General features: G+C 71.1%; 24 protein-coding genes. 8 read left to right on the top strand and 16 right to left on the bottom strand.

The window, feature by feature from the left end; translation table 11 throughout:
- Nucleotides 1-65 precede the first annotated feature (65 nt).
- The 3 genes from B7W94_RS07180 to B7W94_RS07170 all read right to left on the bottom strand — a co-directional run bounded on the left by B7W94_RS07180 (nt 66) and on the right by B7W94_RS07170 (nt 2,189).
- A complete protein-coding gene (locus B7W94_RS07180; protein ID WP_025104852.1) occupies nt 66-815 on the bottom strand; it encodes a sulfite exporter TauE/SafE family protein in 750 nt (249 codons plus the stop codon).
- A complete protein-coding gene (locus tag B7W94_RS07175; protein ID WP_139833281.1) occupies nt 812-1,399 on the bottom strand; it encodes an ankyrin repeat domain-containing protein in 588 nt (195 codons plus the stop codon). The genes B7W94_RS07180 and B7W94_RS07175 overlap by 4 nt, the downstream gene beginning before the upstream one ends.
- Before the next feature lie 151 nt (nt 1,400-1,550).
- The gene (locus B7W94_RS07170) at nt 1,551-2,189 is read right to left on the bottom strand and encodes a bifunctional 4-hydroxy-2-oxoglutarate aldolase/2-dehydro-3-deoxy-phosphogluconate aldolase (RefSeq protein WP_085605563.1); all 639 of its coding nucleotides are present in this window, start codon (nt 2,187-2,189) and stop codon (nt 1,551-1,553) included.
- A 133-nt stretch (nt 2,190-2,322) separates the two neighbouring features.
- Here B7W94_RS07170 and rlmN point away from each other — a divergent pair, with 133 nt between their 5' ends.
- Both rlmN and B7W94_RS07160 read left to right on the top strand, forming a co-directional pair.
- Nucleotides 2,323-3,612, top strand: a complete 1,290-nt coding sequence (gene rlmN / locus B7W94_RS07165) for a 23S rRNA (adenine(2503)-C(2))-methyltransferase RlmN (protein WP_253247402.1) — start codon at nt 2,323-2,325, stop codon at nt 3,610-3,612.
- A 122-nt stretch (nt 3,613-3,734) separates the two neighbouring features.
- The gene (locus B7W94_RS07160; protein WP_085605561.1) at nt 3,735-5,213 is read left to right on the top strand and encodes a DUF4407 domain-containing protein; all 1,479 of its coding nucleotides are present in this window, start codon (nt 3,735-3,737) and stop codon (nt 5,211-5,213) included.
- Here the strand turns inward: B7W94_RS07160 and B7W94_RS07155 are convergent.
- A complete protein-coding gene (locus B7W94_RS07155; protein WP_085605559.1) occupies nt 5,201-5,515 on the bottom strand; it encodes a hypothetical protein in 315 nt (104 codons plus the stop codon). The two genes, B7W94_RS07160 and B7W94_RS07155, sit on opposite strands and share 13 nt — an antisense overlap.
- 19 nt (nt 5,516-5,534) lie before the next feature.
- Between B7W94_RS07155 and yczR the strand changes: the two genes are divergently transcribed.
- Genes yczR through B7W94_RS07140 form a run of 3 tightly spaced genes read left to right on the top strand, consistent with a single transcriptional unit; the run spans nt 5,535 to nt 8,602 of the window.
- Nucleotides 5,535-7,028 carry a MocR-like transcription factor YczR gene (gene yczR / locus B7W94_RS07150; protein WP_085605557.1) on the top strand — a complete coding sequence of 498 codons (1,494 nt, stop codon included), beginning with the start codon at nt 5,535-5,537 and terminating at the stop codon, nt 7,026-7,028.
- A gap of 9 nt (nt 7,029-7,037) precedes the next feature.
- On the top strand, nt 7,038-7,535 hold the full coding sequence (locus B7W94_RS07145; protein WP_085605555.1) for a hypothetical protein: 498 nt from the start codon (nt 7,038-7,040) through the stop codon (nt 7,533-7,535).
- Between the two features lie 53 nt (nt 7,536-7,588).
- Nucleotides 7,589-8,602, top strand: coding sequence for an aldo/keto reductase family protein (locus B7W94_RS07140; protein ID WP_085605553.1), 1,014 nt, complete (start codon nt 7,589-7,591; stop codon nt 8,600-8,602).
- Between the two features lie 66 nt (nt 8,603-8,668).
- On the opposite strand, the gene B7W94_RS07135 is transcribed toward B7W94_RS07140, so the two are convergent.
- Genes B7W94_RS07135 through B7W94_RS07120 form a run of 4 tightly spaced genes read right to left on the bottom strand, consistent with a single transcriptional unit; the run spans nt 8,669 to nt 13,146 of the window.
- Nucleotides 8,669-9,589 (bottom strand): carbohydrate ABC transporter permease, encoded by a 921-nt coding sequence (locus tag B7W94_RS07135; RefSeq protein WP_216353884.1) that lies wholly within the window; start codon nt 9,587-9,589, stop codon nt 8,669-8,671.
- Entirely contained in the window at nt 9,586-10,533 is a 948-nt protein-coding gene (locus tag B7W94_RS07130) for a carbohydrate ABC transporter permease (RefSeq protein ID WP_025105358.1), read from the bottom strand. The genes B7W94_RS07135 and B7W94_RS07130 overlap by 4 nt, the downstream gene beginning before the upstream one ends.
- Nucleotides 10,534-10,536: 3 nt before the next feature.
- Nucleotides 10,537-11,850, bottom strand: a complete 1,314-nt coding sequence (locus B7W94_RS07125; RefSeq protein ID WP_025105359.1) for an ABC transporter substrate-binding protein — start codon at nt 11,848-11,850, stop codon at nt 10,537-10,539.
- 60 nt (nt 11,851-11,910) lie between these two features.
- Complete coding sequence (locus tag B7W94_RS07120; RefSeq protein ID WP_085605551.1) at nt 11,911-13,146, bottom strand: aminotransferase class V-fold PLP-dependent enzyme; 1,236 nt, start codon at nt 13,144-13,146, stop codon at nt 11,911-11,913.
- A 166-nt stretch (nt 13,147-13,312) separates the two neighbouring features.
- Between B7W94_RS07120 and B7W94_RS07115 the strand changes: the two genes are divergently transcribed.
- Nucleotides 13,313-13,990: a FadR/GntR family transcriptional regulator gene (locus B7W94_RS07115; protein ID WP_085605550.1), complete on the top strand. Its 678-nt coding sequence runs from the start codon at nt 13,313-13,315 to the stop codon at nt 13,988-13,990.
- Between the two features lie 104 nt (nt 13,991-14,094).
- Here B7W94_RS07115 and B7W94_RS07110 read toward each other — a convergent pair whose 3' ends face one another.
- From B7W94_RS07110 to B7W94_RS07090, 5 genes are read right to left on the bottom strand one after another with little or no spacing between them, the layout of a single operon-like run.
- The gene (locus tag B7W94_RS07110) at nt 14,095-14,610 is read right to left on the bottom strand and encodes a glycine cleavage system protein R (RefSeq protein ID WP_085605548.1); all 516 of its coding nucleotides are present in this window, start codon (nt 14,608-14,610) and stop codon (nt 14,095-14,097) included.
- A 21-nt stretch (nt 14,611-14,631) separates the two neighbouring features.
- On the bottom strand, nt 14,632-15,690 hold the full coding sequence (locus B7W94_RS07105; RefSeq protein ID WP_085605546.1) for a PLP-dependent cysteine synthase family protein: 1,059 nt from the start codon (nt 15,688-15,690) through the stop codon (nt 14,632-14,634).
- Nucleotides 15,691-15,713: 23 nt separating this feature from the next.
- On the bottom strand, nt 15,714-16,526 hold the full coding sequence (locus tag B7W94_RS07100; protein WP_025105364.1) for a GntR family transcriptional regulator: 813 nt from the start codon (nt 16,524-16,526) through the stop codon (nt 15,714-15,716).
- A complete protein-coding gene (rbsD, locus tag B7W94_RS07095) occupies nt 16,526-16,930 on the bottom strand; it encodes a D-ribose pyranase (RefSeq protein WP_025105365.1) in 405 nt (134 codons plus the stop codon). Before rbsD ends, B7W94_RS07100 begins: the two co-directional genes overlap by 1 nt.
- Before the next feature lie 14 nt (nt 16,931-16,944).
- A complete protein-coding gene (locus tag B7W94_RS07090) occupies nt 16,945-17,907 on the bottom strand; it encodes a ribokinase (protein ID WP_085605544.1) in 963 nt (320 codons plus the stop codon).
- A gap of 118 nt (nt 17,908-18,025) precedes the next feature.
- On the opposite strand from B7W94_RS07090, the gene B7W94_RS07085 reads away from it, so the two are divergent.
- Entirely contained in the window at nt 18,026-18,688 is a 663-nt protein-coding gene (locus B7W94_RS07085) for a transaldolase family protein (protein WP_085605542.1), read from the top strand.
- Nucleotides 18,689-18,692: 4 nt separating this feature from the next.
- On the opposite strand, the gene B7W94_RS07080 is transcribed toward B7W94_RS07085, so the two are convergent.
- On the bottom strand, nt 18,693-19,370 hold the full coding sequence (locus B7W94_RS07080) for a FadR/GntR family transcriptional regulator (RefSeq protein ID WP_025105368.1): 678 nt from the start codon (nt 19,368-19,370) through the stop codon (nt 18,693-18,695).
- A gap of 47 nt (nt 19,371-19,417) precedes the next feature.
- On the opposite strand from B7W94_RS07080, the gene B7W94_RS07075 reads away from it, so the two are divergent.
- Nucleotides 19,418-20,317: an amidohydrolase family protein gene (locus B7W94_RS07075; protein WP_085605540.1), complete on the top strand. Its 900-nt coding sequence runs from the start codon at nt 19,418-19,420 to the stop codon at nt 20,315-20,317.
- A gap of 325 nt (nt 20,318-20,642) precedes the next feature.
- Here B7W94_RS07075 and B7W94_RS07070 read toward each other — a convergent pair whose 3' ends face one another.
- Nucleotides 20,643-21,434, bottom strand: coding sequence for an SDR family NAD(P)-dependent oxidoreductase (locus B7W94_RS07070; RefSeq protein ID WP_085605538.1), 792 nt, complete (start codon nt 21,432-21,434; stop codon nt 20,643-20,645).
- A complete protein-coding gene (locus tag B7W94_RS07065; protein WP_085605536.1) occupies nt 21,416-22,276 on the bottom strand; it encodes a fumarylacetoacetate hydrolase family protein in 861 nt (286 codons plus the stop codon). The genes B7W94_RS07070 and B7W94_RS07065 overlap by 19 nt, the downstream gene beginning before the upstream one ends.
- Nucleotides 22,277-22,384: the final 108 nt, after the last annotated feature.

Genomic DNA, 22,384 nt, shown 5'->3' with positions numbered 1-22,384 from the left:
TCGACAGGCTCAGCGACCCACGGTGGGTCCCTGAGCCTGTCGAAGGGGCTGAGCCTGTCGAAGGGCTAGAGCAGCAGATACACGGCGCCGAGGATCGTCAGCACGATCACGATGCGGTCGAAGAGCCGCTGGTCCAGGCGCCGCGCCACCCGCAGCCCGAGCCTCGCGCCGAGCACCACGAGCGGCGCGAGGATCGCATCGGTGAGCAGCACGGGCCCGGTGAACAGCCCGATGCCGGCGAGGAACGGCACCTTGATCACGTTGATGATCGCGAAGAACCAGGCGGAGGTGCCGAGGAACACCTGGACGGGCGTGCGCGTGGCGAGGAAGTACATCGACATGACCGGCCCGCCCGCGTTGGCCACCATGGTCGTGAAACCGCCGAGCGTGCCGTAGACGCCGGCCAGCAGCGCGCCGCCCCGCGCCGCCGCCTCCTGCTCCGCCCGCGCCTGCCGCCATCGCCGCCACAGCGTCACGGCGATCATGAGCAGCAGGATCACGCCGATGGCGCGGCGCACGACTCCGTCTCCGGTCAGGGCGAGGAAGGCGAAGCCCAGGAGGAGTCCCGCCACGACCGCGGGTGCGAGGCGCAGCAGCGTGGGCCAGTGCGCGTGCCGTCGATAGGCGAGGAGCGCGAACACGTCGCCCACCATCAGCAGCAGGAGCGTCGCGGCCGTGGAGGTGCGTGCGGGGAGGACGGCGGCGAACAGGGCGATCGCGAGGATGCTGCCGCCCGGAAGAGCGGTCTTCGAGATCCCGATGACGACCGCGGCCACGCCGAGCGCCGCCCAGGCCCAGGGATCGAGCGCTGTCACCGCCGGAGCTCGGCGGCGATGGCGTCGTACCCGCGGTCGGTCGCGAGGTCGACCGGCAGCACCCCGTCGCCGTCGCGGATGGTCGCGTCGGCCCCGCCGTCGAGGAGAGCGCGCACCACCTCGACGTAGCGGGCGGAGCCGTCGCCGAGCACGATCGCCTCGTGCAGGGCGGTCCAGCCGAGGTTGTTGATGTGATCCGGATCGACCCCCGCCTCCAGCAGGATCTCCACCGTCGGCAGCAGGCCGCGCTCGGACGCGGGGATCAGTGCGGTGCCGCCGAAGCGGTTCGTGCTGCGGAGGTCCGCTCCGTGCGCCAGGGTCATCCGCAGGATCCCGTCATGCCCGCGGGCGCCGGCGTAGAGGTAGGCGGAGTCCTGGATGTCGTCCTTCGCGTTCACGTCGGCGCCGGCCTCGATCAGGAGCCGTGCCGCGTCGACGTGGTTCGCCTTGGTGGCCGTGATCAGGGGGGTCATGCCGCCGTCGCCACGGGCCTCGATGTCGGCGCCCGCGTCGAGCGCGCGGCGGACGGCGTCAGCGTCCCCCGCGGCGGCCGCGGCGAGCAGGTCGGACGTGGCGTCGGTCATGGGAACCTCCGGGATCCGTGCCGTGTGGGGCGACGAGGGTGCAGCGGTGCAGGCTGGGGCGAGAAGCAGTGCCCCCGCGAGCACGCCGACCGCCGCACTCCGTCGCATCCGCATGCATCCGGTATACCAAATGATCCCGGAGGTCGGCGGCTCAGCTCCGCGTGGCAGCGAGGGCGGCCGCGAAGCGCGCGGCGCGCTCCTCGATGTCCGCCCAGTCCGCGTTCGCGATCGCGGTGCCGTTCGCGAGGTCGCCACCGGCCCCCACGGCGACCGCGCCGGCCGCGAACCAGTCGGCGAGGTTGTCGGGCTTCACGCCGCCCGTGGGCATCAGCGGGGCGTCGGGGAAGGGTCCGCGCAGCGCACCGAGGTAGGAGGGGCCGCCGAGGGAGGCGGGGAAGATCTTCACGACGTCGACCCCGAGTTCGAGGGCGCCCATGACCTCGGTCGGGGTCATCGCGCCGGTCATCACGACGCGGCCGGTGTCGAGCATGGCGCGCGTGAGGTCGGGGAGGGTTCCCGGGCTGACGAGGAACGCGGCACCCGCGTCGGCGGCCTGGGTCGCCTGCTCCGCCGTCGTGACGGTGCCGGCGCCGATGTACGCGGCGTCTCCATGGCGGGCGATGAGCTCGCGGATCACGGCCGGCGCGTCGGGGGTCGAGAAGGTCACCTCGATACCGGAGACTCCGCCGCGGATGATCGCCTCCGAGGCCTCCAGAGCCAGCTCCGGCGACGGGGCGCGGAGGACGGCGAGGATGCCGGTGGTGCGGGCGCGGGCGAGACGGTCGGACATGCTGCTCCTTGATCGAGGGGGATGCGCCCATTCTTCCGCACCGCAACTTGTCATTACAAGTAGCCTCGGGCCCCGCTCCGCGACAGGGATCGTGCCCAGCCGCCTCCCACCCGCATCCCGGTACCCTGGAGGGATGGCCGAGAACCCCCGCACACCCGAGACGCGCCCCGCGACTGCGCCCGCGTCGTCCCGTTCGGGGGCGATCCGCGAGACCCGCGCCCCGCAGGTGCGCCCCGCGACCGAGGGCTGGACCCAGAAGAAGGACGCCGAGGGGCGCCCCCTGCTGCAGTTCGCGAGCCCGAAGCGCGGCAAGCCGCCGGTCCACCTCGCCGACCTCACCCCGGCCGAGCGCATCGAGAAGGTGAAGGAGCTCGGACTCCCCGGGTTCCGCGCCAAGCAGCTCGCCACGCACTACTTCCGCCACTACACGTCCGACCCCGCGGAGATGACGGACCTCCCCGCCGGTATCCGCGACGAGCTCGTCGCCGGCATGCTCCCGCCCCTCATGACCGAGGTGCGGCGGCTGGAGACCGACCGCGGCGACACCATCAAGTTCCTCTGGCGCCTGCACGACGGCGCGCTCGTCGAGTCGGTCCTCATGCGCTACCCCGGACGCATCACGCTGTGCGTGTCGAGCCAGGCCGGCTGCGGCATGAACTGCCCGTTCTGTGCCACGGGTCAGGCGGGGCTGACGCGCAACATGTCCACCGCCGAGATCATCGAGCAGATCGTCCGGGCCAACCGGGCCATCGCGAACGGCGAGCTGGGCGGCAAGAAGCGCGACGATCACAGCATGGAGCGCGTCTCCAACATCGTCTTCATGGGCATGGGGGAGCCGCTGGCCAACTACAAGCGCGTCATGGACGCGGTGCGCACCATGGTCGCCCCGCAGCCCGACGGTCTCGGCATGAGCGCCCGCGGCATCACGGTGTCGACGGTGGGGCTCGTGCCCGCGATCAGGAAGCTGGCCGACGAGAACATCCCCGTCACGTTCGCCCTGTCGCTGCACGCCCCCGACGACCACCTGCGCGACGAGCTCATCCCCGTGAACTCGCGGTGGAAGGTCGACGAGGCGCTCGACGCGGCCTACGACTACTACGCCAAGACCGGGCGCCGCGTGTCCATCGAGTACGCCCTCATCAAGGACATGAACGACCACGCCTGGCGGGCCGACATGTTGGCGGAGAAGCTGAACCAGCGCGGTCGCGGATGGGTGCACGTGAACCCGATCCCGCTGAACCCGACGCCGGGCTCGATCTGGACCTCGTCGGAGAAGGACGTCACGGACGAGTTCGTGCGACGGCTGAACGACGCCGGCATCCCGACGACCCTCCGCGACACCCGCGGCAAGGAGATCGACGGCGCCTGCGGACAGCTCGTCGCGACGACCGAGGACGAGGCTGCCGCCGCGGCGATGGCCTGACCCCGGTTCGAATCGCTTACCTGGCTCCACATCCGGCCCGGATGCCGCCATTCGCGCGACTCGAAGGCCCGTCCAAGGGATCTTCCACGGTATGCACAGGCGGAGTTTCGTAGATTATCGGGATGCCCTATTCCGCCCACCGCCCGGGTCGCTTCGACTCGCAGGGTCGGATCATCCTCGACGGCGACCCGAACGCCGAGACGGATGACCTCGACTTCCTGCGCGAGTACGAGCCGACCGGCGACACGCCCGCGCAGTCCGACGTCGCGTCCGACGACCCGACGCCCGAGCCGGTGACGGCGCCCGACGCCCCGGTCGACGCGGAGCCCGTCCCCGACCGGAAGGCGCGTCCGCCGCGCGTCCGGAAACCGCGTCGTCGTCGCACCGCCGCCGAGCGCCTCCGTGCTCTCGCGATCCTCGGCGGGGCCGAGGGCGAGATCCTCGACCGTGTCCCCGGCGAGACCCCGCGCTTCGTGCAGATGTTCTTCGTGCTCGCCGGGACCGCCCTCGTCAGCGCGATCTCCATGCTCTTCGCCCTCACCACGGGCGTGCGCGCGGCGGTCTGGCTCGCCATCCCGCTCGCGATCGTGTGGGCGCTCATCATCTTCAACCTCGACCGCTTCCTGACCTCGACCATGACGTCGACCCGCAACGTCTGGAAGCTCATCGGTCTGGCGATCCCCCGCGTCATCATGGCCGCGATCATCGGTTTCGTCGTCGCGGAGCCACTCGTTCTGCAGATCTTCCACAACGACATCTCGCGCGAGGTCGCCGCGACCAACATCGTCCAGGCGCAGGCCGACCAGGAGGCGCTCGAGACCGGCCCCGAGAAGAAGGCGCTGGATGCGGCGTCCGAGCGTGTCGCGGCGCTCGAGAACCAGGCGGCGACGGGCATCGTCGCGGGGACCGAGTCGTCGTCGGCGACCGAGTCCGCCGCCCAGTCCACGGTCGACGACCTGACGGCCAAGCTCACCGAGCAGCAGGCGGTGATCGACCAGGCGCGGACGCTGTACCAGTGCGAGCTCACGGGCGAGGGTGCGGGCACCGTCCCCGGCTGCACCGGCGTGAACGGCGAGGGCGCGAGCTCTCAGGCCGCCCAGGCCCAGCTCGCCGAGGCCCAGCAGACCTACGACGCGCTCGCGGCCCAGCTCCGCACCGCGAACGAGGAGCTCGCCGCTGCCGGAAGCGCCGCCAAGGAGAACACCACGGCCTCGGAGTCGCAGAACCGTCAGCAGGCGCAGGACGAGCTCCCCGCCGCGCGCGACACGTACGAGCAGGCGCTCGCGGCCTACAACGCCCGCGCGGATTCCGTGGCGCAGGGCAACGCCGGGGCGGTGGGGCTGCTGAGTCAGATCAGCGGCCTCAACCGCCTGAGCGAGAAGGAGCCCGCGATCCTCTGGGCGCACATCCTCATCGCGGCGCTGTTCTTCATGATCGAGCTGCTGCCGGTGCTGGTGAAGGTGCTCACGAGCTACGGCGACCCGAGCCTGTACGAGAAGGCGCTGGCCATCCGCAAGCAGGTCGCGCTGGACAGGGTCACGGCGGAGGGCTTCCGCGACCGCGCCGACATCGTCACCACTCCCGGGGCTCAGGCCACCTGACTCGTTTCGAATCGCTCACTGTGCTCCATCCCGGCCGGATTTGGAGCAAAGTGGGCGATTCGAACGCGGGAGAGGCCTCCGGACCGCGACGCCGCCACGAGAGAACGGATCAAGGCCACCGTGGACGGGGAGCTCGGCCACGGGGTGCCGGTCACGGCGGCCTCGATGCGGGCGAGCGGTTCGCGGAGGGCCGGGTCGTGCGTGCGGGCGTCGTCCTGGAGCCATGCGAGAAGCTCGCCGATGGTCCAATCCTGCTGAATTGGACCGAGATCGAGCCCGAAGATGGTCGTGGAAGCTGTCATTGGTCCAGAATCGGCTCTCATGGACACCCTCGACAGGGCCAATGCGACGCCGGTGGCCCACGGATCGGCCCCCGGTCCCCTCGTGCAGGGCGGTGAGGTCGCTGCGGGCGCTCTCGCCGCACGCCTCGGCCGCTGGGCCCACGGCGACGGCACCCTCTCCACCCGCCTCGCCGCGGCGATCACGGCCCTGATCGGCGGGGGTGAGCTGCGTCCCGCCGACCGCCTGCCTGCCGAACGCGCCCTCTCCGCGGCGGTCGCGGTCTCGCGGGGCACGGTCGTGTCGGCCTATGCGTCCCTCGCCGAGCAGGGCCTCGTCGAGCGCCGGCAGGGGAGCGGGACCACGGTCACGGGGGCGAGGACGACCCCCGCGGCGGACCGCCGTCCCGGCCGCGGCGAGGCCCTGTTCTCGGCTCTCCCCAACGCGATCGACCTGCTCCGCACGGTGCCGCAGATCCCGGACCTCGGTGTGCAGCTCATCCGCGACCACCAGCCGCGGCTCGACCTCGCCCTGCTCCCGGAGACCGACCCCGCGGGGCTCCCCGCCCTCCGCGAACTCATCGCCGACATGTACCGCGCCGAGGGGACGCCGACCACGCCCGAGCAGATCCTCGTGACCCACGGCGCGCAGCAGGCCATCAGCCTCGTCGTCAACGCGCTCGTGGAGCCCGGCGACGTCGTGCTCGCGGAGGAGATCACCTGGCCGGGCGTGACCGACTCCGTGGGGCTGCGCGGCGGCACCGTGCACGGCGTGCCGATGGGCGCGGACGGCCTCGACGTCGACGCGCTGGAGCAGGCGATGGCCCGGCTGCGTCCCGTGCTCGTCGCGCTCAACCCGCACCACCAGAACCCGACGGGGACGCGGCTGCCCGCGGCGGCGCGCCACCGCGTGGCCGAGCTCGCCGCGCAGTACGGGGTTCCCGTGATCGAGGATCGCGTCGTCGCCGGCATCTCGTTCGACGGGGTCGTCCCGCCCACGCTCGCCTCGGAGCGGCCGGACGCCCCGGTGCTCGTCGTCGAATCCGTGTCGAAGTGGGCCTGGGCCGGGCTGCGGATCGGGTGGCTGCGGGCCGACCCGGTGCTGGTCCGGCGGCTCCGCGGCGCCCGGCAGCTCGCCGACCAGTCCACGAGCGTGCCCGGCCAGCTCCTCGCACTCGACCTCATCGCGCACGCGACGGAGCTCCGCCGCGCCAACAGCCGCGTGCACCAGCAGCGGCTCCTCCTGCTGCAGGAGCTGATGGCCGCGCACCTCCCCGACTGGACCTCCGATGCCCCTCGGGGCGGACTCGCGCTGTGGGCGGCGCTGCCTCGGGGCTCCGCATCGGCTCTCGCGCGAGTCGCCGCCGCGCACGGGGTCTCGATCGCGGGAACCGGGGCCTTCGCGGTCTCGGCCGCCGCGCCGGACGACCACGTGCGCCTGCCGTTCACCGCGCCGGACGACGTGCTCACCGAAGGGGTGCGACGGCTGGGCGACGCCTGGCGTGAATACCGGGAGACTCTCAGCAGCCCTGCCTAGGGTGACCGCATGACACCGGTGCCGCGTCCCACCCTCTGGATCTGCGTCGCGGGCGTGCTCGCCGTCACCGCGTACGCCGCCCTCGCCGCGGTGCAGATCCTCGTGCTGAACCCGCTGGCCGCGGCTCCGGGCGACCTCTCGCTCGACGAGGTCCGGGCCGCGATGTCCAACGCCGGGGAGAGCCTCATGCCGCCGACCGTCCTCGGCATCCTCGGCGCGGGCGTGTGCCTGGGAGTCGGGACGGCCGTCGTCTGCCTCCTCACGCGGGCTCCGGCGGTGGTGGCCGGCATGACGTTCCTCGCGCTGCTCATGGGCGGGGCTCCGGCCTACTTCGTCGCGTCGTTCGGCCCGGGCATGGGGCTCGCCGACACCTTCGGCATCAGCGGCGCCGATGCCTCCCCGTGGGCGCTGCCCCTGTACGCGGTCAGCGCGCTCGCCGCGGTCGGGGTGCTGGTCGGGGCCGCGCTCACGTCCCGCCGCCGCGGACCGGCGCCCGCCACCGTCTGACGATCGCGGCCGATCCGGCCCGCTGCTCCCCTTGGCGGGACTAGCGTTGGTCCATGGTCAACTATCGCTATCTCGGCAACAGCGGTCTCAAGGTCTCGGAGATCACGTACGGCAACTGGGTCACGCACGCCTCGCAGGTCGAGGACGACGCCGCGGTCAAGACCGTGCACGCCGCCCTGGACGCCGGCATCACCACGTTCGACACCGCGGACACCTACGCCAACACGGCCGCCGAGGTCGTGCTCGGCAAGGCTCTCGAAGGCCAGCGTCGCGAGAGCCTCGAGATCTTCACGAAGGTCTACTTCCCGACCGGCCCCAAGGGTCCGAACGACACCGGCCTGAGCCGGAAGCACATCATGGAGTCGATCAACGGCTCGCTGCAGCGCCTCGGCACCGACTACGTCGATCTCTACCAGGCACACCGCTTCGACTACGAGACCCCGCTGGAGGAGACGTTCCAGGCCTTCGCCGACGTGGTCCGTCAGGGCAAGGCGCTCTACATCGGCGTCTCGGAGTGGACCGCGGAGCAGCTCCGCGAAGGACACGCGCTGGCGAAGCAGCTCGGCATCCAGCTCATCTCCAACCAGCCCCAGTACTCCATGCTGTGGCGGGTCATCGAGGGCAAGGTGGTCCCCGCGTCGGAGGAGCTCGGCATCTCGCAGATCGTCTGGTCGCCGATGGCGCAGGGCGTGCTGAGCGGGAAGTACCTCCCTGGCCAGCCGGTGCCGGAGGGGTCGCGGGCGACGGATCAGAATTCGGGCGCGGGCTTCATCAAGAGCTTCCTGCAGGACGAGATCCTCACCGCGGTGCAGCGCCTCAAGCCGATCGCGGAGCAGGCGGGGCTGTCGATGCCGCAGCTCGCGATCGCGTGGGTGCTGCAGAACCCGAACGTCGCGGCGGCCCTCGTCGGCGCCTCCCGTCCGGAGCAGCTCGCCGACACGGTCAAGGCCTCCGGCGTGACGCTCGACGCCGACACCATGGCCGCGATCGACGAGGCCCTCGGTGACACGGTCAACCGCGACGCCGAGCACACGTACTCCGTGTCGCCGAAGTCCCGGCTCGTCTAGGCCTTCGAATCGCGCAAATGGTCCCATTCCGTCAAGGAATGGGACCATTTGCGCGATTCGGGCGGGTTACTCCTTGACGGCCCCGGCCGTGAGGCCCTGGACGATCCAGCGGCTGGCGAGGGCGAACATCACCATCGTCGGGAGGATCGTCAGCACGGCCGCGGCGCTCATGGAGCCCCAGTCGATGTTGAACGTGGAGATGAAGCCGTTCAGCGCCGAGGGCACGGTGCGGTTCGCATCGGTGTTCATCAGCACGACCGACAGGAACAGCTCGTTCCAGCAGTTCACGAAGTTGAAGATGAACGCGGCGATGATGCCAGGGGTCATCACCGGCACGAGCACCCGGAACAGGGCGCCCAGGCGCGAGCAGCCGTCGATCATCGCTGCCTCCTCCAGCGCGTCGGGGACGTTCTCGAAGAAGCCCCGCAGCATGACCGTGGAGAACGGGATGCAGATCGCGATGTAGACGAGGATGAGACCGGGCTTGGTGTCGACGAGTCCCAGGTCGGTCATCATCGAGTACAGCGGTCCGAGGGCGATGAACGCCGGGATCATCTGCGTCAACAGGAACGCGATGAGCACCGTGCCTTTGCCGCGGAACTCGAACCGTGCCAGCACGTAGGCGCTGAGCAGGGCGATGAGCGTCGCCACCGCGCCGGCCGACACCGCCACGATGGCCGAGTTCGCCAGGAACGTCCCGAACGAGCTCTTCTCGAACAGGCTCGTGAAGTTGTCCAGCGAGGGCTCGCTCGGCCAGTACTCGATCGGGAAGCGGTTGATGGTCCCCGGCGACTTGAACGCGGTGAGCGTGATCCAGTACAGCGGGAACAGCGTGATGAGCAGCCACAGGCCCAGGCCGACGACACGCACCACGCCGCCCACCGTGACGCGGGGCTTGGAGCGCGGGGCGGCCTTCGGGTCGGGCACCGTGATGCGACGGGTCTCCGTGACCGAGGATCCGGTCCGGACGGATGAGGTGATGGTCATCGCTGCACTCTCCGCATCGCCATCAGGTAGAACGCGCAGAACACCATGAGGAACGCCACGACGATGAGCCCGATGGCGCTCGCGATGCCGTAGTTGCCCTGCTGCGTGTAGTTGATCATCCACGTCGTGATGATGTGGGTCTGGTTGGCCGGGCCGCCGTTCGTCATCGCGTAGATGATGTCGGGGAAGTTGAAGATCCAGATCACGCGCAGCAGGATCGTCAGCAGCAGCGTCATCGAGATGTACGGGATGATGATGGAGAACAGCTGCCGCACTTTGCCGGCGCCGTCGAGGCTCGCCGCCTCCAGCATCTCGTCCGGCACCGACTGGAGAGCGGCGAGGATCATGATCGCGAAGAAGGTCACGCCGTACCAGATGTTCGCGACGATCACGGCGAACATCGCGAGCTTCGGGTCCGCCAGCCACGGCAGCGGGGCGTCGATCAGACCGGCCTTCATGAGCAGGTCGTTGACGACGCCGAACTCGGCGTTGAACATCCAGCGGAACAGCATGCCGATGAGGAAGCCGGACACCGCCCACGGGAAGAACACCAGCGCCTGGTAGAGGCCGCGGAAGCGGAACCGCTTGCGCAGGGCGAGCGCGATGAGGAACCCGATCACGAGCTGCGGCACGAGCGAGCCGACCACCCAGAGCACGGAGTTCCACGCCACGGTCGGGAACGCCGGGTCGCGGAAGACGGCGAGGAAGTTGTCGAAACCCACGAACGGCGTCGACGTCAGGTCCCACAGGTTCCAGTCGTGGAAGGCCATGCGGGCGCCCTGCAGCATCGGCCAGTAGGTGAACCAGCAGACGAAGACGATCGCGGGCGCGAGGAAGGCCAGCAGCGTGAGGGCGGTGCGGCCCCGGAAGGGGCGACGACGCGATGCCGGGGAGGCCCCGCCGGCGGTGCCGACGGAGCCCCCTTCACGGATGGTGCGGGCCACGGATCAACCCTTCTCCGCGGCGTACTTCTCGGTCCAGAACGCGTCCCACGAGGCGAGGAGGTCCTTGGTGGACATGTTGCCCAGCAGCACGCTCTGCACGTCCTGGTCGGACTTCTGGATCCACTCGGTCCACCAGCTCACGCCGCGCGGCTGCCGCACGTTGACGTAGGTCTCCGGGTCCTCGGTCATGGTGACGTAGCTGGTCCAGGGGCCGGTGGAGTAGAACTCGTCGTCCGCGGCGGCCGCGATGATCGGGACGAGGCTGTTCGCCTGCGCGAACTCGGTGGCGGGCTCGGCGGACGACAGGAACTCGACGAGCTTCACCGCCGCCTCCTTGTGCTCGCTGTTCTCCGCGACACCCCAGCCGGCGACGGCGAGGGGCTGTGCGGCCTTGCCGGACGGGCCGACGAGCAGCGGCGCGGTGTCCCACTGGTCCTCTGTCAGCGAGGAGTCCTGCACCGTCGCGATGACCTCCGGGTCCTGCAGGAGGAAGGCCGTGGTGCCGTTCGTGAATCCGGCGACCATCTCGGGGTAGCCCCACGAGACGGCCGAGGGCGGCGAGGCCTCCTTGAACAGATCGAAGTAGTCGTCGACCGCCTCCTGCGCCTCGGGGGCGGCGAAGATCGTCGAGCCGTCCTCCATGAGGAACGCGTCCTCCGTGTCGAGGCCATCGATCGTGTAGGCCTCGATCGCGGCGACGACGTTGCTGTTCGCGTTCTGACCGCCGCGGAACGCGTACCCGTAGATGTTGTTCGACGGGTCCTGGATCGCCGACGCCTGCTCCAGCAGATCCTTCCAGCTGTGCGGCGGGCCGTCGAAGCCGGCCTGCTCGACGAGGTCGGTGCGGTAGAACAGCGACAGGCCGTAGAAGCCGTAGGGGACGAAGTAGCTCTTGCCGTCCTCCGCGACCGAGGCCGACTGCGCGTTCTCGGTCAGGGCGTCCCAGCCGTCCCACTTCTTCAGATCGGGACCGAGGTCGTAGAGCCAGCCGTTGTTCGCGAACGGCCCGACGGTGATGTCGCGCACCTCGAGCACATCGACGCCCTTGCCGGACTGCAGCATCTGCTGGATCTTCTGGTCGGCCTGCTCGGTGGGCGGGGAGACCAGGGTGACGGTGATGTCGGGGTTGTCCTTCTCGAACTCGTCGAGCAGTCCGCGGAGCAGCTCGGTACGCGCCGGGTTCGTCAGGCTCTCGACCATCTGGAGGGTGACGCTGCCGTCGCCGCCGGACGAGCCGGAGCCTCCGGAGCAGCCGGTGAGTGCGAGGACGGCGACGGTGCCGACTCCGGCTGCGGTCGTCAAGATCTTGTTCTTCACGATGTGCCTCTCGGTGGGGGTGGGTGGTGTTCGGGTGGGTCGTGCGGGAGGTGGTGCGGGTCAGGGGAGGATGAGGGCGTCGGCGGGGCGGATGCCGGCGCGGCGCAGGATCGCGGGGACGCAGCGCTCGACGAACGCCTCGATGTCGGACGCCTCCGTGTACAGGTGCGCGGACAGGCGGAGATAGCCGACGCCCCGGAAGCTCGTGAACGCGGTCTCCACGCCGACCTCGTCGAGGAGGTCCATGCGCAGCGCGTCGGCCTCCTCGCGGGTGGCGCCGAGGCCGAGCGGCAGCCGGATGAGTCGCATGGACGGCACTGGGGAGGGGAGGGGGGTCAGCGGGTCCTCGTCGCTGAAGCGGCGCAGGGCTTCCGCGATGAGCTCGGCACCGGCGTCGGCCCGTGCGGCCATGGCGTCGCGGGCGGCCGCCCATCCGAACTCCGCGTCGATGAACTCGATCGCGGTGGGGGTGGCGAGGTACGTCGTCGCGTCGATCGTGCCCTGCGTGTCGAAGCGCTCGGGGTACGGCTCGCGCGCGGCCCAGGAGTCGATCAGCGGCCAGAGCTCGTCGCGGTCGGGGGCGGTGGTGACGAGGAGGGCGGAGCCGCGAGGCGCGCAGGGCCACTTGTGCAGATTCCCGAACCACCAGTCGCCGCCGGCGACGGCCGCCGCGTCCGGGATGAGGCCGGGGGCGTGGGCGCCGTCGACGAGGGTGCGCACGCCGCGCTCGGCCGCGAGGTCGGCGATGCGGCGGGTGGGCAGCAGGCGGGCGGTGGGCGAGGTGATCTGGTCCACCACGAGCAGCCGCGTGCGCGGGGTGAGGGCGTCGGCGAAGAGCTGCACGATCTCGTCGTCATCAGCGAGCAGGGGCAGGGCGACCGTGCGGACGGCGGCGCCGAACCGGCGGGCGAGACGCTCGGCGCCCATGGTGATGGCACCGTAGCCCTGGTCGGTCACGAGGATCTCGTCGCCGCTGTCGAGCTGGAGGGCGTTGTAGACGACCGTGGCCGCGGCGGAGGCGTTGGGCACGAACACGCTGTCCTCCGCGCGGGCGCCGACGAACGGAGCCGTCCGCTGCCTCGCCTCCTGCACGCGCTCCGCGATCCGCGGGAACCACTCCACGGGGCTCAGGTCGGCACGGCGGCGCAGGGCGTCCTGATGGGCGACCACGACCGACGGCACCGCCCCGAAGGATCCGTGGTTGAGGTGGATCACCGTCGGGTCGAGGGGCCAGGCATCGCGCGCTCGCAGGCCGGAGTTCAGCGTGAGCGGAGCGGGGAACTGCGGAGCGGGCATCGGACCTCATCGGTGAGCGGGGGCGAGTTGTTGCACAACTTTGCCACACGCCTTCGGTTTTGGCTACGAAACCGCGAAGATGAAACATAGTTGTCATACGAGTTTGCGACGCCGGGGGCGTCCGACAGACTTCACGAGGGGTGGGGGAGTGGCAGAGAGGATGACGATGAGCGCACTGGACACGGCGCTGCACGGCCTGCGGGCTCTCATCGCCGACGGCGCCCTGCGCCCCGGTGACCGGCTGCCGAGCGAGGGGGAGCTGTGCGAACGGCTCGGTGTCTCGCGCGGGTCGCTGCGCGAAGCCATCCGGACCCTCGCCGCACTGGGCGTGCTGGAGACGCGGCACGGTTCCGGCAGCTACGTCAGCGAGCTCCGCGCGGCCGACCTCATCGGCAGTCTCTCCCTCACGGTCGGACTGCTGCCGATGGCCGGGGTGCTGGAGCTGACGGAGCTCCGACGGGTGCTCGAGCCGCACGCGGCGGCGCTCGCCGCGGCCCGGATCGACGAGGACACGGTCGCCGCGCTCGACGAGGTGCTCACGGAGATCGAGTCGACGACGGACTTCGAGGCGCAGTCCCGCCTCGACCACGAGTTCCACATGGCGATCTCGTCGGTCGCGGGCAACGAGGCCCTGACGAGCCTGATCGACGTGCTGCGCTCCCGCTCCCGTGCCTACCGGATCTCCGACCCGGAGGATGCCGCGGAGCTCAAGATCCACTCCGACGCCGGCCACCGCGCGATCCTGCGCGGCCTCGCCGCCGCGGATCCGGTGGCCGCCTCGGCCGCCGCGTCCGCCCACGTCGCCTACACCGAGTACTGGGTGCGGCGGTACTCCGGCCTCTGACTCCTGGTTTCCCGGCCGAGCCACCCTCTTTCGTGCGCCCCGGCCCTATTCGGACGTCCGGAAGGGGGTGGGCGGCACCGAAGGGGGTGGGTCGGCGAACGGGGTCAGCCGAGGTTGATGTCGACTTGGATCTCGGACGCGAGGCGCTCCAGGTCGGCACGCAGGGCGTCGAGGTCGACCGTCGGCGGGACCTTCGCGATCACCGAGGCCTCGAACAGCCGCCCGCCGGCCATCGCGGCCTCCCGGGTCTCGGTCGTGAGCTCCTCGATGCTCAGGGCATGCGCATTCAGCACCGCCGAGACCTCGCGCACGATGCCGGGGCGGTCGTTGCCGAGCACCTGCATCACGAGCAGCTGCTCCTCGTCCTCGGACGGCCCTGGCGTGCCGGTGAGCACCGAGAGCGTGAGCAGACCCTGGCCCTGGATCCCCCGGAGCGCGGTCTCGAGCTCCCCGGCGCGCTCCGTCGGCACGGACACCTCGATGACACCCGCGAACGTGCCGGCGAGCTCGGCGAGGGAGCTGTTCTCCCAGTTGCCGCCATGGGCATCGACGACATCGGCGACGGCGGCCACGAGGCCCGGACGATCGGCACCCGCGACAGTGAGGATGAGTGTGGTCATGGGGTCAGCGTAACCCGAGGATCACTCCGCCCAGACCCCGGTCTCCAGGAATCGCTCCAGCCGCGCACGGTGCGGGGCGAGGTCCCACCCCTGCTGCGCGACCCACTCGTCCGAGTAGTACGTGCCGGCGTACCGCACACCGCTGTCGCAGATCAGGGTCACGACGCTGCCGGTCTCGCCCGCGGCACGCATCCGGGCGATGAGCTGGAACGCGCCGTAGAGGTTCGTGCCGGTGGAGCCGCCCGCCCAGTGCAGGGTGCGCTCGCGGAGGAGCCGGATCGCGGCGATGGAGCCCGCGTCCGGCACCTGGATCATCTCGTCGATCACGGACGGCACGAAGGAGGCCTCCACCCGCGGCCGCCCGATGCCCTCGATGCGGCTCGGGTGTCCGGCCGGCGGGTCGACCGTGCCCGCCCAGCCGTCGTAGAAGGCCGAGCCCTCGGGGTCGACGACGGCGATCCGGGTGTCATGGCGGCGGTACTTCACGTAGCGGCCGAACGTGGCGCTGGTGCCCCCGGTGCCGGCACCCGTGACTATCCAGCGGGGGATCGGATGCCGCTCCTGGGCGAGCTGGCCGAACACGCTGTCGGCGATGTTGTTGTTGCCGCGCCAGTCGGTCGCACGCTCCGCGTAGGTGAACTGGTCGAGGTAGTGCCCGGTGCAGTCCGCCGCCAGGCGCTGCGCCTCGGGTGACATGTCCTCCGCGCGATCCACGAAATGGCAGGTGCCGCCGTAGAACTCGATGAGGTCGATCTTCTCCTGCACCGTCGATCGGGGCACGACCGTGATGAACTTCAGCCCCAGCATCCGGGCGAAGTAGGCCTCCGACACCGCGGTCGACCCGCTCGACGACTCCACGAGGGTCGTGTCCTCGCGGATGCGCCCGTTGACGAGTCCGTACAGGAGGAGGGAGCGCGCGAGGCGGTGCTTGAGGGAGCCGGTCGGGTGCACCGACTCGTCCTTGAGGTAGAGGTCGATGCCCCACTCCGGCGGCAGCGGGAACAGGTGCAGGTGCGTGTCGGCGCTGCGGTTGGCATCGGCTTCCAGCAGGGCGATCGCGGTGCTGGTCCAGTCACTCATGCCCTCGAGCGTACCGGCCGGGGTCAGCCCACCGTGCCCGCCGGGGAGGCGCCGCCCGATCCGTCCACGTGCATCAGCGACGCCTGGGACTGCTCCTGCTGGAGCTGGAACTCGAAGCGCGAGCGGTCGCCCCGGTGGTACGCGATGAAGTACTCGATCGGCAGGCCATCCTCACTGCGGCTGATGCTGCGCAGGCGGAGGAGGGCGGAGCCGGCGCTCACGCCGAGATGCTGAGCCTGCTCGTGCGTGGCGACCGTCGCCTCGGCGGAGCGGACACCGTGCGTGGCGATGATGCCGTGGTCGGCGAGCAGCCGGTACAGCGACGCCTCGGTGAGGTCGGCGCCGAGCGTCACCGCCCCCACCGCCTCCGGCATCCACGTGGTCGAGAGCGACCAGGGCTCACCATCGACGTGCCGCAGCCGCTCCAGCACGATCACCGGCGATCCGACCGGCACCTCCAGGGCGAGGGCGACCTCCTCGTCCGCGACGGTCTGCTCGTGCCGGAGGACGTCGCTGTGCACGTGGCCGCCGCGCCGCTCGACGTCGTCGTACAGCCCGACCAGCGTGTGCACGAGACTCTCGCTCGTGCGCGGGCGGGAGACGAACGTGCCCTTGCCCTTCACGCGCTCGACGAGTCCCTCGTGCTCGAGCTGGGCGAGGGCCTGGCGCACGACCGTGCGGGAGATGCCGTAGCGCTCGCACAGCCGGTGCTCGCCGGGGAGGGGATCGCCCGGCTGCAGACCGTCGCGCGCGATGCCGTCGATGATGAGCTGCCGGAGCTGGTCGTACATCGGCGCCGCGCTGTGGCGGTCGATCGCATCCTCGATGAGAGACATCAGTACGCCACCCCCGCGTGCAGGATCACGTTCGCATACGGGGTGAACTCCCCCGAGCGCACGAAGGCACGGGCGGCGTGCGTGCGCTCCTTGAACTCGACGTGCGGGACGAGCTCGATCTCGAAGCCTGCGTCGGCGAAGCGCTCGCGCAGGGCGTCGAGCACCTCCGGACTCTTCTCGGCGACCTCGGCCGACACCGTCGCCCCCTCGACCACGAGCTCCGCGAGCACCGTGTCGAGCACGTCGAGGAACGCGGGAGCGCCGGGACGGTAGGCGAGGTCGATGCGCTCGGAGCCCGGCGGGATCGGCAGCCCGGCGTCCGTCACGACGATCAGATCGGTGTGCCCGGTCTCGCTGATGACGCGGGAGAGCGCGGGGTTGATCGTGGTCGAGGTCTTGCGCATCGTGTGCTCCTGGTTCAGTTCGCGACGGGGGCCGCGGTGCGCGCGGCGAGGAAGGCCTCGACGTCGGCGCGGTGGGGGAGGCTCGGTGACGCCCCCTGCTTCGTGACGGTGAGGGCGCCCGCGGCGGTCGCCAGCCGCACCGCATCGGTGAGGGCCGCTCCGCTCGCGAGCGCGGCACCGAGGTAGCCGGCGTAGGCGTCGCCCGCGGCGGTGGTGTCGACCGCCTCCACGGGGAACGGCGGGACGACGGTGGCGCCTTCGGTGGTGACGACGCACGACCCCTGCCCGGCCAGGGTGATGACCGCGGCGCCCACGCCCTGCTCCAGGAACCAGTGCCCGGCGCGCTCGGCGGAGGCGGCGTCGGTCACCTCGATGCCGCTGATGAGCGACGCCTCGGTCTCGTTCGGGGTGACGATGTCGATGCTGCGCCAGATCTCCGGTGCCAGCTCCGCCGCCGGTGCCGGGTCGAGGATCACGGTCATCCCGTGCTCGCGACCGCGCGCGGTGATGTGCGCGGTCAGCGCGGACGGGGTTTCGAGCTGGGTGAGCAGGACGGAGGTCGTCGGGGCGAGAGCCGCGAGGGCCTCGTCGATCTGCGCCGTGCTGAGGGCGGCGTTGGCGAGCGGCACCATGACGATGTCGTTCTGCGCGGAGGCGTCGACGCGGATGTGCGCGATGCCGGTGGGGCCCGGCACGGTACGCAGGTGCGCGAGGTCGACGCCGGCCGCGGTGAGCCCGTCCACCACGAGGTCGTGGAACAGGTCGTCGCCGACGCAGCCGACGAAGCTCGTGCGGGCTCCGGAGCGCCCGGCCGCGACGGCCTGGTTCGCGCCCTTGCCGCCGAGCATCAGCGTGAACTCGTCGCCGAGGATGGTCTCGCCGCGGGCGGGGAGCCGCTGGGAGAAGGTCGTGACGTCGGCCGTCACGCTGCCGACGATGACGACGCCGGAGCGGTCGCCGGGGTGTGCGGGTGTCATCTCGCTCCTGATCCTCCTCGACAGCGCGGGGCTCCCGGTCTTTGACAAGGTTCGGGAGCTGTCATTACATTAGCCGAAGCCCCACCTGTAACGACAGGTTGCCCGCGAGGAGACCCCGATGACCGCGATCGCCCCCCGCCTATACGTCGACAGCGCCGACACCGACCGCGTCTCGCGGCTGCTCTCCGCCGGGGTGGTGCAGGGCGTCACGACGAACCCCACGATCCTCGAACGCGGCGGGCGGACGGCCGCGGAGATCCCCGACCTCTATGCCCGCTGGGTGGACGAGGGTGCACGGGAGGTCTTCTTCCAGACGTGGGGCGGCGACACGGACTCCTTCCTCCGGAACGCGGAGGGCATCCGCGCGCTCGGCGACCGGGTGGCGGTCAAGGTGCCCGCGACCGCAGCGGGTTTCGCGGCGGCCTCGGCCCTCGTCCGCGACGGGGCCACGGTCCTCGTCACGGCGGTCTACTCCGTCGCGCAGGCGCTCGCGTGCGCCTCGATCGGCGCCCAGTACATCGCGCCCTACCTCGGACGCATGCGCGACGCGGGCATGGACGGCGACGCGCTCATCGCCCGGATGCAGGAGATGTGCGCGGGCAGCGGCTCCAACGTCCTCGCCGCCTCCCTGCGCTCCGCCGACGACATCACGGGGCTGCGCGCAGCCGGGGTGCCCTACTTCACCGCCGCGCCCGACGTGCTCGACCAGCTGCTGTTCCACGAGGTGAGCGACAGCTCGGCAGCGGAGTTCGACGCCGCGATGCAGCGCCTCGGGGCCTGACGGCTCAAGCCGACGCGGCCTGCCGCAGCCACCGTTCGACACCCGCGATGTGGGCCGTGGCGAGGGAGGTCGCCAGCGCCGAGTCGCGCTGGGCGATGGCATCGGCGATGGCGCGGTGCTCCGACAGGGTGCGCTCCACGGCGCCGCCCTCCGTGAGACCCCGCCACACGCGCGCCCGGACCGTCTGGCTGCTCAGGTGCTCGATGAGGCTCGCGAGGTAGGCGTTGCCCGCCATGCCCACGATCTCGCGGTGGAAGCGGATGTCGTGGTCGACGAGCTCCTCGATCCCGACGGACGCGTCGACGGCCTCTACCTCCTCCTGCAGGGCCGCGATCGCCTCGTCCGTGCCGAGGGTCGCCGCGAGACCGGTGGCCTGCGATTCGAGCATCCGGCGGACGGCGAACATCTCCAGCATCGAGTCGTCGTCGTGCATGTCCACGACGAAGGCGATCGCCTCCAGCAGCAGGTGCGGCTCCAGGCTCGTGACGTAGGTGCCGTCGCCGCGGCGTACGTCGAGCACGCGGATGACCTCCAGTGCCTTGACCGCCTCGCGCATGGAGTTGCGGGAGAGGCCGAGGCGCTCGGACAGCTCCTTCTCCGGGGGCAGGCGATCGCCGGGGGCCAGTTCGCCCGACACGATCATCGCCTTGATCTTCTCGATCGCCTCGTCCGTGACTGCCATGGCGCTCATCCTCGCACAACATCCGATGTCTGCGGCAGGATGGGGACATGCGCATCCTCGACTCGCACCTGCACCTGTGGGACCCGGAAGCCCTCGGGTACACGTGGCTCGAAGGACCGCTCGCGGGGCGCTTCGGCGCCGACGAGCTCGAGCGTGCGCGGGTGGAGCGGGCCACGGACGAGCGGGCCGTGTTCGTGCAGGCCGAGACCATCGAGGATGACTTCCTCGCGGAGGTGCGGTGGGTGGCCGGGCAGGCGGAGCGGCTCGGGGTGGTCGGCATCGTCGCCGGCGCTCGGCTCGATCGCGGTACCGACACCACGGTGCACCTGGAGAGTCTCACCGCGGAGCCCCTGGTGGTCGGGGTGCGTCACCTCCTGCAGGGGGAGCCGGACGGCGTGATGCTCTCGTCGGCCTTCATCACCGGAGCCCGGGAGGTCGCGGCGCACGGGTGGACCTTCGACGCGTGCGTGCGTGCCGCGCAGCTCCCGGACCTCGCACGACTGTCGGGCGCGATCCCCGAGCTGCGGATCGTGCTCGACCACCTGGGCAAGCCGGAGGTCGGGACGGCTTCTGCTCCGCGCACGCCCTCGGTGGAGTGGGAGCGGGACCTCGCCGAGCTCGCGCGACACCCCGGGGTGTTCTGCAAGGTGTCCGGACTGCCCGCGGAGGCCGGAGGGGACTGGAGCCTCGCGCAGCTCGAACCCTTCCTCGACACCGCGGCCGACGTCTTCGGTCCCGAGCGCCTGATGTGGGGGAGCGACTGGCCCGTGTCGGCGGTCGGCCCCGTCGAGCATGACGGCCCGCACGCTCCCGCCGACGGTGCGCCGGTGTATCAGCCGTCCGCCCGCAGCCGCTGGGCCGACGCCGTGGCGACGTGGGCCTCCTCCCGCGGCATCGATCACGACGCCCTCTTCCACGTCACCGCCACCTCCGTCTACTCCCTCTAACCCCCCTTACGCGGGGGAGTGCGATATGCCACCTCCGGAGCCCCGTCCGGGCCCGTTTCTGATCCCGGCCGGATGGGTGCCGTGCCGCTCACGGTCGTCCCTCCAGAGCGCCTCGGGGCGTGCCGGATGGGAAACGGCCCGCGGCAGCGGGACCGGGGAGCGATTCTGATCCCGCCCGCGCGGCGAGGCGGCGTGCGGGACGAGAAAGGGGCCTGCGGGGCGGGGTGGGGGAGCGGAATTGATCCCGGCTGGGGGCGGAACGGCGGGACGAGACGGGGACGGCCCGGGGTCTCGCGGGAGACACCGGGCCGTCGGGAAGATCGGGTCACTCGGGGCGGAGGCGGAGCTGCGCCATCCCCCCGTCGACCTCGATGAAGGTGCCCGTGGTGGAGCCCGCGGCGGGACTCACGAGGTAGGCCACCGCGGCGGCGACCTCGTCGGGGCTCACCAGGCGTCCGTGGGGCTGTCGTGCCTCCAACGCGGCCCGCTCGGCGGCGGGGTCGGCCGCGGAGTCGAGCAGTCGTCCGACCCAGGGCGTGTCCGCCGTGCCGGGGTTGACCGCATTGACGCGGATGCCCTCGCGCAGGTGGTCGGCGGCCATCGCGCGGGTCAGCGCCGACACGGCGCCCTTCGACGCGGAGTAAAGGGCGCGCTGCGGGAGCCCGGTGGTCGAGGCGATCGAGGCCGTGTTGCACACCGCGGCGGCCGGGGACTTCCGGAGCCACGGCAGTGCCGCCGACGTCACCCGTGCGATGCCGGTGACGTTGATGGAGAGGACGCGGGCCCACTCGTCGTCGTCGTTCGCGGCGATGTCGCCCTGTGCGCCGATGCCGGCGTTGTTGACGACGATGTCGATGCGGCCGAAGCGCTCGGCGACGGCGGCGACGGCGGCGTCCACGCTCGCGCGGTCGGAGACATCGGCGGTGAACGCGGCGAAGCGCTCGTCGGCGTGGGTGGTGTCGCGGTCGAGGACCGCGACGGTGACGCCGTCCGCGTGCAGACGGTCGGCGATCGCCGCGCCGATGCCGGACGCGCCACCGGTGACGATGGCCACGAGTCCTTCCGTGCCGCCGTCGGGTCCCTGAGCCTGTCGAAGGGTCACTTCTCTGCCTCCCATGCGATGAAGTCCTGGCGCTGGCGGCCGAGGCCGTCGATCTCGATCTCGACCACGTCGCCCGCGCTGAGGTAGGGGTATTTGCCGGACAGGGCCACGCCCTGCGGGGTGCCGGTGAGGATCAGGTCACCGGGCTCGAGCGTCACATACTGCGACAGGTGATGCACGATCTGCTCGACCGTGAAGATCATGTCGCTCGTGTTCGAGTCCTGTCGCGGCTCGCCGTTCACGAAGCTGCGGAGGCCGAGCGCCTGGTGGTCGACCTCGTCCGGCGTGACCAGCCACGGACCCGTGGGGTTGAAGCCGAAGGCGATCTTGCCCTTCGACCACTGCCCGCCGGAGACCGCCATCTGGAAGTCGCGCTCCGACACGTCGTTCGCGGCGACGAAGCCGGCGACGTGCGCCATCGACTCGTCCGGGGAGTCGAGGTACGCGGTGCGGGTGCCGATGACGATGCCGAGCTCGACCTCCCAGTCGGTCTTCTCGCTCCCCCGCGGGATCGTCACGGCGTCGTTCGGGCCGACCACCGTGTTGGGCGTCTTGAGGAAGATGATGGGGATGGTCGGCGGCTCCGACCCCGACTCCGCGGCATGGGCGGCGTAGTTCATCCCGATGCAGATCACCGCGCTCGGGCGGGCGATCGGGGCGCCGATGCGCATCGTCGCGGCGTCCGGCAGCTCGGAGAGCTCCCCGGCGTCGCGGGCGGCGGCGACGCGGGCGACGAAGTCTCCCGCAAGGAAGTCGCCGTTGACATCGGATGTCACCGGGCGGAGGTCGAGGTAGCGGTCACCCTCCAGGAGGACGGGGATCTCCGCCCCCGGGGTGCCGAGCCGCGCGAACTTCATGATTCTCCTGATCGTTCGGGAGGCCGCTGCTCAGCGGCCGGTCTCGTTGACAGTATAGACATCGGATGTTTACACTCCAAGAGATCCGCGCGGAAGAACGACCCGCGC

The sequence above is a fragment of the Microbacterium sp. LEMMJ01 genome (assembly GCF_002114135.1).
Classification (GTDB): domain Bacteria; phylum Actinomycetota; class Actinomycetes; order Actinomycetales; family Microbacteriaceae; genus Microbacterium.
The sequence above is the reverse complement of the archived record's forward strand: the minus strand, read 5'-3'. Positions and strand labels throughout refer to the sequence as shown.